Below are 15,451 nucleotides of genomic sequence, written 5' to 3'. Positions count from 1 at the left end.
GGTCCGCTCGACTTGCATGTATTAGGCACGCCGCCAGCGTTCGTCCTGAGCCAGGATCAAACTCTCCATAAAAGAAAATTTGATTAGCTCAAACTTTTGTCCGTATCCAATCCGTCGACGAGGGTCAACGAATTGGAAAATTTATATCATTAACGTTTCGGTGTTCAGTTTTCAAGGTTCATTTGACATGTTTCGTTGTCTTTCGACGACTTTTCCATAATATCATCTGTCAATCATGAAAGTCAACACTTTTTCATAAGTTTTTTTAGGAACGATTTTTCATTCAATAAAATCAGATAAAAAGGGGACAAACTGATGTTTCGTAAATTGTTCATTGCACTATTTATAATGGCAATTATCTTTTTGGTTTATCCACAGAAAAATTCATTGATTTCCGTTTTTCGAATGACCGATGAACCTCTTGTCATATCAAAAGGGAATTACGGACAATCATTAATAATAGAGATTTCTTTTACCCATGATGGATTCCCTGAATGGTTGGAGTCTCTCAATGCGCCCTATCCAATCTTAATGCTGGATGCAAGTTGGATTGAGCGTTCCCCTAAGCTGGTGGAAGTGATACAAAAGAAAAACATTCCCGCTGGTTTGTTGGGGGGATTGGGCAAAGAAGAATATAGCATAGAAGCCTTCAAAAAGGAAGTGGAAGTTTACGAGAAATATTTTGGCAAGAAACCGCTATGGTTTATGACAAGGGATTATGAATTTCCCGAAAATCTGAAGCAGGCAGTTTTTAATGAAGAAATTAATTTATTATCACCATCCCACATATACGACGAAGGAAAAAAATACAACGACGTAAAAGGGGCCATCGTTAGTATTCAACTCCACGAACAAACGAAGCCCGATTTTAAAAAACTCTCTGAATTCATGAAAACCCATAAATTTATCTCTTTGGAAGAAAACATTTTCGGTTATTCCATCAAATCCACAAAAATGCCATGACAATGGATGCCATCCCCTTAGCTGTATTATTTACAACTAAAATAAATGTATCTGCCTGGTAATCAACGTTTATGAAAAAATTGTCCAAAAGGGTTAAAAAACTGCCCGGAACTTTTTCCGGACAGTTTTTCTATTGCTTCTTCAGACTTTTTTAAACAGCGGAAGCATCTTCATTTTGACTCGTTTGCAATATTTTTCATATTCAACTTTTTCTGTTGTCTCGCTTTTTTTCGTTCCTCTAATTTTTTACGGTCTTCATCTGATTTTTTATTATATTTTGGCAAAGCTAATATTTGATAAGCGTTTACAGCCACCAAAGGGAACAACAACAAAGCAACATATGTATCAATATTGCCTTTGCGTCCCATCAAAGGAATAATCCATTCTAATGATGTGATAACAATCATAAAGAACATTGCCGATATCAAAATATGCTTTTTGCCGGTCAATTGGACTTTTTTGATTGCTGTTGCAATTGCGCCGGAAATCAGGAGTATCAGCAAACCGATATAAAACAGCCAATCTTTCACATTTTCAGCGGCAGGGGCAAAGCGGAAAATAATCAAATCTCCTATAACGACAATCATCAGCAAAACTTGTACCCAGTTCCATAAGGTTAACGTTCTGAAAACGCCAACCCCAATTTGATGAATGGTCAAGTAAGCAAAGAAGCCTGCTTGAGCAATTACGCTCATGGTGAAGCCCAAAAAAATCATCCAAAGAAAAGCAGCAAGGAATTCTCCGATTTCTCCTGCAGCCAAGTAATCATTAAAAAAATTCCAACGAATGATGAGACCTGCCACGCCTGTGACGATACCGCCTATGAGCATACACATCAAGAAAAATTTAAACCAATTTCGTATTGTCACAATAATGCTCCCCTTATTTTTTTCACTTTAATCATTATTTTATCAATGGTTTTTTAAAAAAGCTATCCAAGTTCTAAACATGTACATATTTATTAAGAGAAATGTGAACAATAATGAAAAATAGAGCCTTTATATAGAAAGGACTGAGAAAGGTGAATAATCCCCTGTTCAATCGATTGTTAACCCTGTTGTTGATATTGATTTTGCTTGCGAGTTGTTCTGAATCACCGAATGCGCAACCTTCTTATGAAGAAGTGAAAAAAATCGTTGTTGATGCGATTCAAACAGAAGAGGGCAAAAAGGCGATACGGCAATTATTAGAAGATCCCAGCTTCAGGGAACTGGTGGTGCTTGAGCATGACGAAGTGGAAACAGCTATCAACAACTCATTGATGTCAGATCAGGCTTCCGATTTCTGGAAAAAGACCTTTGAAGATCCGAAGTTTAAGGAATCGATGGCGAAAAGCATGAAAGAACAGCAGACCGAAATCATGAAGCAATTGATGAAAGATGCGTCCTTTCAAGAAGACTTGATTTCTTTCTTTGGACAGCCTGAGATGAAGAAAGAATTGGAATCTATCCTAAAAAGCGCGGAATTGAGGAAAGAGATTGAAAAAGTGGTAATGGAAACAATTGAAAGTCCATTACTGCAAACAAAATGGCAAGAGTTGATTAAAAAGAGCGGTGAATCCGGTGGTTCTAAAGAAAAAGAAAAAGGAAAAGAAGAAAGTGGTGGACAAGAAGGGCAAGGACAAGATGGTGGAGGCAGCTAATACAGTTGATAAAACGATGTTTAAAAAGAGCGAATTGGAAAACTCAGCGTTTTCACAATTCGCTCTTATCTTTTATTGTTCCAATTTATCAATCACTTTTTGAGCAATATCCATATAAATTTTGCCCGTTGGATGGTCTGGTTCGTAAATGGAAGGTGCAAAATCTTCGTCATTCCAATCAGGTTGTCCTAACGGGATTTGTCCCAATAAATCCGTGCGCAATTCTTCCGCAAGTTTTTGTCCTCCGCCTTTGCCAAAGACATATTCCCGCTCGCCGGATTTTGACTCATACCAAGACATGTTTTCAATAACGCCAAGCACTTCATGATTCGTTTGAACCGCCATTGCTCCAGCACGTGCTGCGACAAATGCCGCTGTTGGATGTGGAGTTGTGACAATGATTTCTCTTGAAGCTGGCAATGCTTGGTGAACATCCAGCGCTACGTCACCAGTTCCCGGCGGCAAATCCAATAGAAGATAGTCGATATCTCCCCATTCAACATCGCGTAAGAATTGATCCAACACTTTTCCCAGCATTGGCCCGCGCCAAATGATCGGTGCGTTGTTTTCCACAAAGAATCCCATGGAAATGACCTTAACCCCTTTACGTTCCACAGGATAAATCCGATCATTTTTTACAGTTGGCATTTCTTCGATTCCCATCATATCAGGAACACTGAATCCATAAATATCCGCATCGACCAAGCCCACTTTTTTTCCTAAACGTGCTAAAGCAACCGCCAAATTGACGGATACGGTAGATTTTCCGACGCCGCCTTTCCCTGATGCAATGGCAATCACTTTTACTGTGGATAAAGGCGATAAAATATCATGCGTCTCTTCTTCTGTCGCTTTTCCGCGGAAACTTTCAATGACTTCAGCTGGCAGTTCTTCAAATCGAATTCCAACTGTGGAAGCGCCGGCTTCCTTTAACTTCTCAACGATTTTCATCTGCAATTGCAATTGTTCCGGCGTATTTGTTTTGGCAATCGCCACTTTAACGCTTACATGATTTTTTTCTTCTTTTATTGATACATTGACGATACCGTTTGTTTCTTTCAGCGTTCTATGTAAAAACGGGTCTTCCAGTTGTCCTACAATTTCGCGGACTTGTTGTTCATTAATCACGTTAAACACTCCCCTATATATGCTTCCGATGATAGTATAAGTATAACACACCGATTGACTATTAATAGCTATATTTACACCGCTTATTCAATCTCCAAATTTACATAGTTTTCAATTCCGTCCACAATTGCATCCGCCATTTTTTCTTGATATTTTCCATCTGATAATAAGGCTCTTTCTTCCGGATTGCTCAAAAATCCCGTTTCCACAAGAACAGCTGGAACTTCCGCTTTTTTCAATAAGTAAATTTGTTTGATGGCTAAAGCTTCCCGATCGGTATTTTGCAGCTTTTCCTTAATGGAAGATTGGATGGCTTTCGCAAGCAGTTCGCTGTTTGGGTGACCTTCTTTATGGTAAAACACTTGTGCGCCTCTCCATTTTTCTTCCGGGATTGCATTTGCATGGATGGTGATGAAAATATCAGGATCGTTTTCTTTTACAATCTGTTCCCGTAAAAAGATATCTTGTTTTTTCCTCTCCCGTAAAGTGGCAAATTCTTCGCTAGGTGCATGTTCCGAAAGCACGTCTCCATCCGTTGTTCTTGTCATGACCACTTCCGCACCCAAACGTTTTAATTTTCTTTCCACTTTTTTTGCAATTGCCAGTGTAACATCTTTTTCAATTACATTTTCCGCCGATGCGCCTCCATCAATTCCTCCATGGCCCGCATCGATCACGATTCTCACCCCTCCAAGTGGCTCCGGAAGGAAAAATCGATTATCTGACGCGCTTGTCTCATACATCACCACCAACAAACAGCAGAGCAAAATGACAATTAGTGCAATCCATCGTTTCAAATCTACTACACCGCCTTTTGCAACCTTTTGCACTACTATACGCTGGAAGGAGGGCTTGTATGAGTAAAGAATATTGATATCTTTTAATGTAAATCTTTCTAGATTCGACGATGGCACGTTTCTCATCGTTAATATAAAAAAACGGTTGCAAATGAACCCGAACAAGTTGCAGCAAGTATTTCTCCCTTCATTAAAAAAAGCCGCCCCAAAGATATATAGGGGGCAGCCATTTTTAAAGGTCTTCTCCTTGAAGGGATTGTTTTTGCAATTGGGCATAAAATCCATTCAATTTCATTAAGGATTCATGGTTTCCTTGCTCAACAATTTCCCCATCTTTAATGACCAATATGCGGTCGGCACTTTCGATGGTTTTTAAACGATGGGCAATGACAAAGCTGGTACGGCCTTTCATCAAATTATTTAATCCTTTCTGGATATGCACTTCGGTCATTGTGTCGATGCTGGAAGTCGCTTCATCCAAAATTAAAATGTCGGGGTCTTTTAAAATGGCCCGGGCAATGGCAATGAGTTGTCTTTGTCCCTGGCTCAAGTTTTTGCCGCCCGATTCGATGATGGTTTCATATTGTTCCGGCAAATATTTAATAAACGAATGGGCATATGCGATTTTTGCCGCCCTTTCCACTTCTTCATCCGTCGCATCCAGTTTCCCGAACCGGATATTTTCTCTCACCGTTCCGGAAAATAAGTAGGTATCTTGCAGCACGACGCCAATGGAATCCCGCAAATGTTCCATGGAATAGGATTTTATATTCACACCATCAATCAAGATTTCCCCGCCTGTCACATCATAAAATCGGCTCAATAACTGGACAATCGTTGTTTTTCCTGAACCCGTCGGACCGACAAGGGCAACGATTTCACCGGCATTCACTTTAAAAGAAAGATTTTTTAATACCGGCTTATCTTTTACATAATGAAAACTGACATTGCGGAATTCCACATTTCCTTCCAATGGACGTTTGGGAAGGGCATGTGGGGAATCCATCACTTCAACCGGTTCATCCAATATTTCAAATACCCTTTCTGCACCGGCGATGGCCGATTGAAAGGTGTTCAATAAGTTCGATAATTGATTGATTGGACGGAAAAATTGTCTTGCATAAGTTAAGAAAGAGGCAATCACCCCCACCGAAACAAGGGAGTTCACCGCCAAAACCGCACCTGCTCCAATGATTAATCCTTGCCCAAGGTTATTGATAAAGTTATTCGTCGGACCCAACAAACCGGATACAATTTCTGAGCGCATCGCGGAATGGCGCAGTTTTTCATTTGCTTGACCGAACTGTTGAATCGTCTGTTGTTCTTTCCCGAAAAGAGTCACAATTTCCGAATTGGAGATTGTTTCTTCAATATATCCATTCAGATTTCCCAAATCCCGTTGGCGATTCCGATAATTCACGCTGCTCCGTTTGATAATTTGCTTTGTCGCGAAAACAATTAATGGAATCACAAGAAGAGTCACAATCGCCAGAATCCAATTTAAATACAACATCGCAATGGCTGTTCCAACAAGCGATAATATAGACGATATAATTTGAATAACGCTTTGGGAAAGGGCGAAATTCAAATTGTCGATATCGTTTGTCATACGGCTCATCAAATCGCCTTGCTGTTTTTGGTCGAAAAACGGAATGGGCAATGACTGCAATTTTTCAAACAGCTCAAGCCTCAAATTTTGAATGGTTTTTAATGATGCCCGAATCATGATAAAGGTTTGCAACCAAGTAAAAAGGGAAGATGAAATGAAAATGGCGGCAAGCAATAGTCCCATTCGGACAGTCCCTTTTATATCGAGAGGCAAAATATAATGGTCGATAATGTATCCAATCATAAAAGGTCCTAAAATATTTAATATGGATGTAATCACAACAAGAAAAATGACGCTGATAATGCTTATCCTTTGTTTCTTTAAATAACTCCAAATCCGTTTGAGGGTGGCCTTTTGATTTTTTGCCTTTGCAGCCGGCCCATGACCCCTGCCCGGACCACGGCCTCTGCCGGAAAGGGATTCCTGCAATCTATTCATAGAGCACACCTCCCTTTTCAACTTGAGTTGCAACAATTTCTCTATAATGTTCACTTGTTTTCAATAATTCTTCGTGGGTTCCTTGTGCCACAATGCGTCCATCTTCCAAAACCAGGATGAGATCGGCATGTTTAATCGAAGAAATCTTAGATGAAACGATAAACTTCGTGCTTCCTTCAAGCGCTTCCTTCATATTTTTTCGGATCACTTTTTCCGTAATACTATCCACTGCTGAAGTTGTATCATCCAAAACCAGAATTTTCGGTTTCCGGATTAATGCACGGCTCATGGCCAACCGTTGTTTTTGACCCCCTGATAAATTGGTTGCCCCTTGGGTCAATTCATGTTGTGTTTTTTTATCCAGTTTTTCCACAAACTCATAAGCATTCGATGCGACCAGTGCCTCTTGAATTTCCTCTTCTGTTGCATCACTTTTTCCGTATTTCAAGTTTTCTTCAATTGTTGTGGAAAACAATGTTGCTTTTTGAGGTGCAAAAGCCAATGAGCCTCTCAATGTTTCAATGTCATATTGCCGGATCGGGATGTCATCGATGTAAATCGTTCCTTCATCCACATCCATTAGACGGGCAAGCAATTTGATCAATGTGGATTTCCCGCTGCCGGTCATGCCGATGATTCCTACCGTGCTGCCCGCTTTCGCTTCAAAGGTAATATTTTTTAACACCGGTTCCACCTGTTTGTTATAAGAGAAACTTACATTCTCAAATCGCACATCTCCTCGGATTTCTTTTTTCACCGGATTTTCCGCGTTTATAATATCCCGCTGCTCCTCCAACACGACAACGACACGTTCCGCGCTCGGAATGGCCCGTGCGATTTGAATGAGTACGTTGCTGGAGCTCATTAGTCCGTTCATGATCATCATCAAATAGTTGATGAAGGCCACAATGACCCCGATTTCAATGGCGCCCGCTTCCACCTTTACTACTCCGAGCATAAGCGCCAAAACAATCCCGATATTGACAACAAACTGCGTGATCGGCGTCAATGCGGCAATGACTTGATCGGCGGTCATATTGCGCTTCGCCAATTCTTCGTTGACACCTGCAAATTGCTTCACTTGATGGCGCATGCGGTTAAAGGCTTTAATGACACGGATGCCTGATAAATTTTCCTGTACACGGGTATTCACAACATCGATCGTTTCCTGGACTTTCCGGAATAATGAAATCGATAATTTAATAAACACATATAAACAGACGATCAGGACAGGGACAACATAAAATAATACGGAAAATAAATCTCTTGCCGTAAAGAAGACGACCACGACAGCCCCGACAAACATGAAAGGGCCCCGGACAAATATTTTCAACAGCATGTTTAACGCCCTTTGCAGCATTTCCACATCATTGGTCAAGTTCGTAATCAGTTTCCCCAACGTAAATTTGTCCTTATTGCTGTTAGAAAAATAGGTGATGGTTTCATATAAATCTGCCCGAATATCGGATGCAAAGTTGACGGCCGCTTTCGAACTGAAATACGTGCAGCCCGCCCCTCCAAACCATCCTATAATTGCACATACCATCATTGCAGCAAACATCACCATGATATGTGTTGGGTCCTTTGTCGCGATCCCTTCGTCGATTATTTTTTGCATAATGGTCGGCTGGATCAAATCCATTGCCACTTCCAATATCATGAGGATTGGCGCCAATATCGCAAAATGCTTATAGGGCTTCAAATATTTTGAAAGTTTTATCGCTGCATGCATGTTCTAACTCCTTCTCCACCTTTGTATCAGCAACTATGTATACATATGTTTACAGATGACCACCCGAATTGTATACAACTGTATAGATGATCGTCAAACCAATCAGCTTCTACCGATTCCAACGTTCAATTTACTTTTCATGCAAAAGATTTAAAACATCTTGACGAAACTTTATTTTCATCATACATTATTTAGAAAAAGAATATCCACGTAATTAGGTGCCCTTTATGGGAGAATAGGGAATAAAGTGAGAATCTTTAGCGGACCCACCACTGTATGGGGGAGCAATATGGAATATGCCACTGGGAAACTGGGAAGGCCCATAGTTGCGATGAACCTGAGCCAGGAGACCTGCCTGATTACTTGAAACATACAGTACGATGGTAAAGTCTGTAGTTTATTTGGCATGCCAATAAACTGCAGACTTTTATTTATTATTGAAAAAATTAATTGATGGGGGAATTGAAATGGAACTATTGCAATCAACATTGCAAGCTATTCAACCAGTAAACAAAGAAATCATGAAACAGGCGAGGGAAAAAGTGGATGCCCTTTGCAAACCGCCAGGCAGTTTAGGAAAATTGGAACAAATCGCGGTACAACTTGCCGGGATTACGGAAAAACTGGAGCTGGATGTATCCAATAAAGCGGTTATATCATTGGCCGCCGATCACGGTGTCTATGAAGAAAATGTATCCAATAACCCTCAAATTGTAACGGTGATGCAGTCCATTGGTTTCGCCAAAGGGTTTACCGGTGTGTGCGCCATTGCAAGAGCGGCAGGAGCCAAAGTGGTTTCTGTCGATGTCGGCATCAATGCCGATTTGCCGGAAACTTCTGGCGTAATTAATAAAAAAGTACGATACGGGACTGCGAATATGGCCAAAGAACCGGCTATGTCACGGGAAGAAGCCATCCGGGCCATTGAAGTGGGCATCGAAGTGGCCAATGATCAAGTAAAACAAGGGGTCAACGTTTTAGCAACCGGGGAAATGGGCATTTGCAATACCACAGCAAGCAGTGCGGTTTTAGCGGCTCTTTTTGGCTATGACCCTGGTGAAGTAACCGGAATGGGGGCGGGTGTCGATAGCATTCAACATAAAATTGATGTAATTCGTCGTGCAATAGAAATCAATCAACCAAATCCTGATGATCCAATTGATGTTTTGGCGAAAGTGGGCGGATTGGAATTGGGCGGAATGGCCGGTGTCGTGCTAAGTGCCGCAGCCAACCGCATTCCGGTAGTGATCGACGGCTTTATTTCCACTGTTTCCGCATTAATCGCTTATCAATTGGAACCAAAAGTGAAGGATTACATTATTCCATCCCACATGTCAGAAGAACCTGGGGCAAAAATCGCCAGCGAATTATTGGGATTGGAGCCGATGTTAAACATGAACATGCGGCTAGGCGAAGGTTCCGGTGCAGCCCTTGCTTTCCCTATCCTGGACGCGGCATGTTCAATGATGAATACAATGACGACTTTGGAAGAGTCCAATCAATACATGCAACAAATCATGGAGAATCAAAGATCTTAAGACGGACGGCAAAATGGAAGGCTGTTTAGAAAGCGGCGCGCTTTTTCAACAGCCTTTTTTCATTATGGCTTTAATTCTGATAAAGCCATTCGATAAAGTTTGTCATCATTTTCCCCCGGTTTTCCCCGGCCATCCGTATTATTGGTTACAAAGTATAAATTATCCCCTTCAATGAATACATCCCGAATCCGCCCCAAACCGCTGATCACTTCTTTTGTTGTTCCTGCGTTTAAATCAAACTCCAACACCGCTTCCCCCCGTAATGCCGCAACATACAACTTCCCATCTGTATAGACCATCCCCGAAGGCGCCCATGTTTTATTGGAACCGGATGTAAACAATGGAGAAACCATGCCTTCCTTTTCCTCTTTCCCTTCGATGACCGGCCAGCCGTAATTTTTCCCCGGCTCAATCCGGTTGATTTCATCATTGGCACTATTTCCATGTTCACTTGCATAAAGGGTTCCATCCGGTGCCCAAGCGAGCCCTTGGGGGTTGCGGTGGCCGAAACTGTAAACATAAGAGTTCGGAACAGGATTATCTGAAGGAATGGAACCATCCAAATTGAGCCTTAAGATTTTCCCTCCAAGGGCATTTACATCCTGTGCGATGGATGACTGCAATGCGTCTCCGGCTGTCGCATAAAGCTTGCCATCCGGGCCAATTTTCAGCCTTCCGCCATGATGAACCGGCCCGCTCGGTATGTGATCGAGCAACACTTCTTCCTCAACCCATGAATCATTTTCCAGCCTCAACCGGACGATGCGATTAAATTGCCCCTTGGAATCCGTATAAGTGTAGTATGCAAATGCCTTGTTGGACTCTTGGAAATCGGGGGCTAAGACAAATCCTAACAAACCGGCTTCTGATGCTGTGGAAAGGGGCTTTTCCAAATTGACGGACTGCCTTTCCACCCGCCCATTTTCAATTTTCACCACATTTCCGACCCGCTCCGATAAATAAAAAGTGTTTCCTGACTTGTCAATGGACCATGGTATTTGAAGATTGCTCGCAATGACTTCCAGATTATTGCCCGAAGAGGTTTCCACGGCTTTCGGAGGTTGTTTGGGCGAACAAGCGGATAATATGAACACAAACCCGACGAATATGACAAACATTTTAATTCCCTTCATCGCTCTCATTACCTTCCTTGTTTGAATGAATCTCCAAAGCTTATTTATTTGCGACTTACCCAAAAAATTTGTTTTCAAAACCAATGGTAGCCAAAATCTTCCCATCTAATCCTACAAGACCAATAAAAAAAGGAACTGTTTCGGACAGTTCCTTCTAAACGAGGATATATCCAATCCCCTTCCGTTCCCCAAAGTATACTATAAAGAATTTTCTTTTTCTTCTTCACCAAGCAATGGATCCTTTCCATCATAAGGAGGAAAGATTTGCGGGTGCAGAAGGGCCGCCAACTTGCATAATCCTTGCAACAGTTTTGGAGAAGGACGGCAAAATAAGGCCTCTTCCAATATATAAAATTCGTTATTTTGAATGCTTTTCATTTCTTGAATTCCTGGGCGCTTCATTATCACTTTTGGATTCACTCTTTCTGTTTCAACACCTACCCATGCAATGCAAAACACATCCGGATTTCTCTTTTTTACTTCTTCCCATTCTGTTTGAACATTGGCCTCTTGAAAATCTTCAAATATATTTTTTCCCCCAGCAAGTTCAGCCAATTCCGTCAACCAATTTGTCGCACCAGGCGTAAAAATCGGCTTGGCCCACCATTCAAAATAAACGGTTTTCCTGTGTTCAACTTGTTGAGATAATTTCCGGTACTTCTCCAGCATATCCATAAATTTTTGATAAATCCTCTTTGCCTCATCCTCTGTATTTGTCATTTCACCAACGCATAGTAAAGTTTCCCCGACTTCCGCAAGGGTTTTTGGATTCGGCACAATTTGATACGGAATCTTCCGTTTTTCCAGTTCTTCAATATTCCGTTCCATTCCAGGGACGGAAAGGGAAGCTAATACTAAATCCGGTTTCAGCTCTTCCACCTTTTCTATATCAATATTTAAATCTCCGCCTAATCGCGGCAATTGTTCAATTTCTTTCGGCCAATCAGAATAATCATCAACCCCGACTAAAGAAGATGCCAAACCTAAATAGCCTACAAGTTCCGTATTGCTTGGACAAATGGAAATTAGACGCATTTCTCTCCCCCTCGTAAACTTTGTGAATGTATTTTTTCGATGCAGCAAGGGAAAATCCTCTCTTTTCAAAAAAAAAATGCCCAAATTCTTGCATGCAGCGAAGAAATTGAGCTTTTTTTCTTAGAAATGGGGAAATCTTATGCACTTTGTCTTCCCCAAATACGGTTGATCCAGTTTTCAAATAAGCCGACTGCCCGATCTAAAATGAAACCTGCCACCCCAATAAACACGATGCCCGCCATCACCAAATCCAATCTCATGGAATTTCGCGCATCGACAATCAAATAGCCAAGGCCTGATTGGGAGCCAACCATTTCTCCGGATACTAAGAAGATCCAGGCCGTTCCTACCGCGATATGGAGGCCATTGGCAATATACGGAAAAACAGCCGGGAAAATAATTTTTCTCAAAATTTCGAACTTCTTAATTTCAAAGTTTTGGGCCACTTTCAAATAAGTAGGTTCCACCTTTCTTACGGCTGCAACAGTGGACAATAATACCGGGAAAAAGGCGGCAATAAAGATGATGACAATGGCCGGAATATTCCCAATCCCAAACCAAAGCACGATAAACGGCGACCAGGCAATCGGAGAAACAGGACGCAACACTTGAACGATTGGGTCAATCACGCCCCATAATAAAGGAATTCTTCCAAGAACCAGTCCCAATAAAATGGCTACAACCACCGCTGATAGATAACCGGAAATGAAACGCAATAAACTTACTTGCAAATGAACCAATAATGTTCCGTCAGTAATTAAAGATACAATTCCTTCCCACACTAAAGAAGGCGGTGGAAACAAAGCGGCTTCGTAATCGCCCGCTACAACAATAAACTGCCAAGCCCCAATTAAAATGGCAAATCCTATAATGGCGTTAATGAAAAATTTATAGTTCTTCATTCTCTCACTTCGCTTTTTCTATAAAAGAATTGTTAACAAAGTCTTCATATGCCGGAGGATTATCGAAGAGTCCCATTTCCACCAGATGATTAGACAATTCTTCATAATCTTCCTGATTGATTTTTAAATCATCGTAAGAAATCCATTCTAAAGACAAATCAAGCACATTTTGTTCCACATTCAAATAATTGGATAACATGTCCTTCACATGCGCATCTTTTTGTTCGGCAGCATGGCCCGCCGCAATATAGTAATTCACAAATTCCTGTGCGAGTTCGCTTTCCTGTTCAATAAACTCTTTGCGCAATACTAATGAACAGTCAATGGAGTTTTTCCAAATTTCATTATCTTGATAAAGCACCTTTCCTTTATCTAGGGAGACGGATACGGCGCCAAATGGTTCTGCCACCACATAGCCGGATATTCTCCCTTCAGAAAGAGCGGCCGGCATTTCCGCAGGCGGCAATTCCACAACATTTACATCTTCATATTTCAAACCGTTTTGTTTCAACAATTGATAAAGTAATACATTTTGAGTCGAGAATTTATGCGGAATGGCAAAACTTTTTCCTTTTAAATCTGCAACTTGATTAATATCTTTGGAGACAACCACCACGTTGCCATCACGATGTCCTAATGCCACAGCATTCAAATCAATGCCTTGTTCCTTTGCTTTCATGGCAAGAGTAATTAGCATGGATGCCCCATCAATGCGGCCTGTATTCAAAGCATCGGAAAGCTCAGTCCAAGAACCAAATTTAATGAGCTCCAAATTAAAGTTTTGATATTCTTCCAGTTCTTTTTCCACAAATAATGGCACCGCATGTGTTATTGGCAAATAACCGATTTTGATTGTTTTCTTTCCATTTCCGCTTGTTGCAGATGAATTCTCTCCTTCAGAATTGCAAGCATATAAACTTAATAGAAGAATCGTTGCAAGAACAAACAATAACCCTTTTTTAATTCGTTTCATGACTACCCATCCAATCTATTTTTTCATTTGCAAAAATTAAATATTGAACTCAATTAAAGTTTCAGGTCTGCTGAAGTGGAATTCTTTAAACACAATGTTTCGATAATACTGAAAATCTCCGTTGCTCCGGTCCCGGGGTTTCGTCAGATGGATCTTGATTTCTTTATGGATTCTTCCGGGATTCGGATGCATAATAAAAATTCTGTCGGATAAATAAATGGCTTCATCAATGTCATGGGTGACAAGAATCATCGTTGTTTTTTCCTGCTCCTGGATACGAAGCAATTCATTTTGCAAATAATAGCGATTAAATGTATCCAAAGCAGCAAAAGGTTCGTCCATCAATATCAATTCCGGTTGCAGGGCCAAGGCTCTTGCAATTCCCACCCTTTGTTGCATGCCGCCGGATAATTCATGTGGAAACATATTTTCTTTCCCTTGCAACCCAACTAATTGAATATAGTGCAACGCTTTCTCTTTTCTTTCTTTTTTATCTTTAATTGATTTTTCAAGCCCCAGCTCCACATTTTTTAACACGGTCCGCCAAGGGAGCAAACCGTAATTTTGGAACAGCATAATGCATTTTCTACTCGGCCCATTGACTTTTATGCCATCTAACAATACTTCCCCGCCAGACGCTTGTTCAAATCCGCCGATGATATTCAACAAAGTGCTTTTTCCACAGCCGCTTTCCCCCAAAATGGAGATGATTTCCCCTTTTTGTACAGTAAAAGATATATTGTCTAATACTTGCACATCTTGTTTGTTCTTTTTGAAGCTTTTACTCACTTGATGAATTTGAATCATTGGTTGCCGATCCGGAACCATCCCATCCACCTCCCACCTTTAAAATCATAAATGTATATAAGATTACTTAGTTTTATAATTTTAAGTTATTTTATTATACTTTGTAATATTTTTCAACTACCTTTAAGAATTTTTTGAAAACATCCCTTTTCATAAAAAAAGCTGGCAATAGTGATAGGGTTTGTGAACCCCATCAACCTATTGTCAGCTTTTGGCTTATTCATTTTCAGCAGGATCGCTGACCGGAACGACAGCAATTTTATTTACCCGCTCTCCGGTTCTTTTTGAATAATATCCAATTTCTATCTCATCGCCTGTTTCTTCATCAACAATTTTTTTATAGCATTTTTTTAAATGTTTGCTTCCCCATATAATGAAGGCATTAAAAACATCCTCCAAATCTTTTCCGCTGTCCGTCAATTTATAGCAATAGCGGGGTGGGTGCTCCGAATATAATTCGGTTTCCACGATTCCTTGTTGTTCCAAATATTTCAGCCTCTCAGATAAAAGATTGGAAGAAATGCCCTTTAGCCCTTTTTTGATCTCGTTGAATAACGTATGTCCTGCTAAAATTTCGTGAATAATCAGCAGCGTCCATCTGTCGCCGATGATATTCAGCGATTGTGCAATATTGCAAGGAATATCGTATCGAGTTTTTGTTTCCATATTCAGCCTACCTCCGTTTTCCCAGTTTAACATAAAAATTATTTTATATACAAAGTTGATTTTTTTAACTAAGTATAATATTATAACC

General features: G+C 40.7%; 14 protein-coding genes, 1 rRNA gene and 1 riboswitch. Of the genes, 3 read left to right on the top strand and 12 right to left on the bottom strand.

What is annotated here, in order from left to right; all coding sequences use genetic code 11:
• A 16S ribosomal RNA gene (locus tag ACFPOH_RS14675) occupies nt 1-72 on the bottom strand; the annotation flags it as partial.
• Between the two features lie 243 nt (nt 73-315).
• On the opposite strand from ACFPOH_RS14675, the gene ACFPOH_RS14670 reads away from it, so the two are divergent.
• Nucleotides 316-963 carry a hypothetical protein gene (locus ACFPOH_RS14670; protein WP_342470929.1) on the top strand — a complete coding sequence of 216 codons (648 nt, stop codon included), beginning with the start codon at nt 316-318 and terminating at the stop codon, nt 961-963.
• Between the two features lie 170 nt (nt 964-1,133).
• Here the strand turns inward: ACFPOH_RS14670 and ACFPOH_RS14665 are convergent, their stop codons facing one another.
• The gene (locus ACFPOH_RS14665; RefSeq protein ID WP_342470928.1) at nt 1,134-1,832 is read right to left on the bottom strand and encodes a KinB-signaling pathway activation protein; all 699 of its coding nucleotides are present in this window, start codon (nt 1,830-1,832) and stop codon (nt 1,134-1,136) included.
• A 152-nt stretch (nt 1,833-1,984) separates the two neighbouring features.
• Between ACFPOH_RS14665 and gerD the strand changes: the two genes are divergently transcribed.
• Nucleotides 1,985-2,605 (top strand): spore germination lipoprotein GerD, encoded by a 621-nt coding sequence (gene gerD / locus ACFPOH_RS14660; protein ID WP_342580609.1) that lies wholly within the window; start codon nt 1,985-1,987, stop codon nt 2,603-2,605.
• A gap of 72 nt (nt 2,606-2,677) precedes the next feature.
• Here the strand turns inward: gerD and ACFPOH_RS14655 are convergent, their stop codons facing one another.
• The 4 genes from ACFPOH_RS14655 to ACFPOH_RS14640 form a co-directional block, all read right to left on the bottom strand.
• Nucleotides 2,678-3,733 (bottom strand): Mrp/NBP35 family ATP-binding protein, encoded by a 1,056-nt coding sequence (locus tag ACFPOH_RS14655; RefSeq protein ID WP_342470926.1) that lies wholly within the window; start codon nt 3,731-3,733, stop codon nt 2,678-2,680.
• Nucleotides 3,734-3,816: 83 nt separating this feature from the next.
• Entirely contained in the window at nt 3,817-4,530 is a 714-nt protein-coding gene (gene cwlD / locus ACFPOH_RS14650) for an N-acetylmuramoyl-L-alanine amidase CwlD (protein WP_342470925.1), read from the bottom strand.
• Between the two features lie 232 nt (nt 4,531-4,762).
• Complete coding sequence (locus ACFPOH_RS14645) at nt 4,763-6,577, bottom strand: ABC transporter ATP-binding protein (protein WP_390310391.1); 1,815 nt, start codon at nt 6,575-6,577, stop codon at nt 4,763-4,765.
• Complete coding sequence (locus ACFPOH_RS14640; protein WP_390310390.1) at nt 6,570-8,309, bottom strand: ABC transporter ATP-binding protein; 1,740 nt, start codon at nt 8,307-8,309, stop codon at nt 6,570-6,572. The genes ACFPOH_RS14645 and ACFPOH_RS14640 overlap by 8 nt, the downstream gene beginning before the upstream one ends.
• A 199-nt stretch (nt 8,310-8,508) precedes the next feature.
• A riboswitch (cobalamin riboswitch) is annotated at nt 8,509-8,682 on the top strand.
• Between the two features lie 94 nt (nt 8,683-8,776).
• Between ACFPOH_RS14640 and cobT the strand changes: the two genes are divergently transcribed.
• Nucleotides 8,777-9,847 (top strand): nicotinate-nucleotide--dimethylbenzimidazole phosphoribosyltransferase, encoded by a 1,071-nt coding sequence (gene cobT, locus ACFPOH_RS14635; protein ID WP_342470922.1) that lies wholly within the window; start codon nt 8,777-8,779, stop codon nt 9,845-9,847.
• 62 nt (nt 9,848-9,909) lie between these two features.
• Here cobT and ACFPOH_RS14630 read toward each other — a convergent pair whose 3' ends face one another.
• From ACFPOH_RS14630 to ACFPOH_RS14605, 6 genes are all read right to left on the bottom strand, one after another.
• The gene (locus ACFPOH_RS14630; RefSeq protein WP_390310388.1) at nt 9,910-10,980 is read right to left on the bottom strand and encodes a PQQ-dependent sugar dehydrogenase; all 1,071 of its coding nucleotides are present in this window, start codon (nt 10,978-10,980) and stop codon (nt 9,910-9,912) included.
• A gap of 198 nt (nt 10,981-11,178) precedes the next feature.
• Nucleotides 11,179-12,015 carry a cobalamin-binding protein gene (locus ACFPOH_RS14625; protein WP_390310386.1) on the bottom strand — a complete coding sequence of 279 codons (837 nt, stop codon included), beginning with the start codon at nt 12,013-12,015 and terminating at the stop codon, nt 11,179-11,181.
• Nucleotides 12,016-12,152: 137 nt separating this feature from the next.
• Nucleotides 12,153-12,917: an ABC transporter permease gene (locus ACFPOH_RS14620; RefSeq protein ID WP_390310384.1), complete on the bottom strand. Its 765-nt coding sequence runs from the start codon at nt 12,915-12,917 to the stop codon at nt 12,153-12,155.
• Between the two features lie 4 nt (nt 12,918-12,921).
• Nucleotides 12,922-13,890, bottom strand: coding sequence for an ABC transporter substrate-binding protein (locus tag ACFPOH_RS14615; protein WP_390310383.1), 969 nt, complete (start codon nt 13,888-13,890; stop codon nt 12,922-12,924).
• 36 nt (nt 13,891-13,926) lie between these two features.
• Entirely contained in the window at nt 13,927-14,718 is a 792-nt protein-coding gene (locus ACFPOH_RS14610; protein WP_342470917.1) for an ABC transporter ATP-binding protein, read from the bottom strand.
• A gap of 195 nt (nt 14,719-14,913) precedes the next feature.
• Nucleotides 14,914-15,363 (bottom strand): winged helix-turn-helix transcriptional regulator, encoded by a 450-nt coding sequence (locus ACFPOH_RS14605; protein WP_342470916.1) that lies wholly within the window; start codon nt 15,361-15,363, stop codon nt 14,914-14,916.
• Nucleotides 15,364-15,451 lie beyond the last annotated feature (88 nt).

Origin of the sequence: Ureibacillus suwonensis, assembly GCF_042655065.1 — a bacterium.
GTDB lineage: Bacteria > Bacillota > Bacilli > Bacillales_A > Planococcaceae > Ureibacillus > Ureibacillus suwonensis.
The sequence above is the reverse complement of the archived record's forward strand: the minus strand, read 5'-3'. Positions and strand labels throughout refer to the sequence as shown.

Coding starts and splice junctions, on each gene's coding strand:
- ACFPOH_RS14670 (WP_342470929.1), top strand. CDS start 316: ATGTTTCGTAAATTGTTCATTGCACTATTTATAATGGCAATTATCTTT.
- ACFPOH_RS14645 (WP_390310391.1), bottom strand. CDS start 6,577: ATGAATAGATTGCAGGAATCCCTTTCCGGCAGAGGCCGTGGTCCGGGC.
- ACFPOH_RS14640 (WP_390310390.1), bottom strand. CDS start 8,309: ATGCATGCAGCGATAAAACTTTCAAAATATTTGAAGCCCTATAAGCAT.
- cobT (WP_342470922.1), top strand. CDS start 8,777: ATGGAACTATTGCAATCAACATTGCAAGCTATTCAACCAGTAAACAAA.
- ACFPOH_RS14630 (WP_390310388.1), bottom strand. CDS start 10,980: ATGAAGGGAATTAAAATGTTTGTCATATTCGTCGGGTTTGTGTTCATA.
- ACFPOH_RS14625 (WP_390310386.1), bottom strand. CDS start 12,015: ATGCGTCTAATTTCCATTTGTCCAAGCAATACGGAACTTGTAGGCTAT.
- ACFPOH_RS14620 (WP_390310384.1), bottom strand. CDS start 12,917: ATGAAGAACTATAAATTTTTCATTAACGCCATTATAGGATTTGCCATT.
- ACFPOH_RS14615 (WP_390310383.1), bottom strand. CDS start 13,890: ATGAAACGAATTAAAAAAGGGTTATTGTTTGTTCTTGCAACGATTCTT.
- ACFPOH_RS14610 (WP_342470917.1), bottom strand. CDS start 14,718: ATGGTTCCGGATCGGCAACCAATGATTCAAATTCATCAAGTGAGTAAA.
- ACFPOH_RS14605 (WP_342470916.1), bottom strand. CDS start 15,363: ATGGAAACAAAAACTCGATACGATATTCCTTGCAATATTGCACAATCG.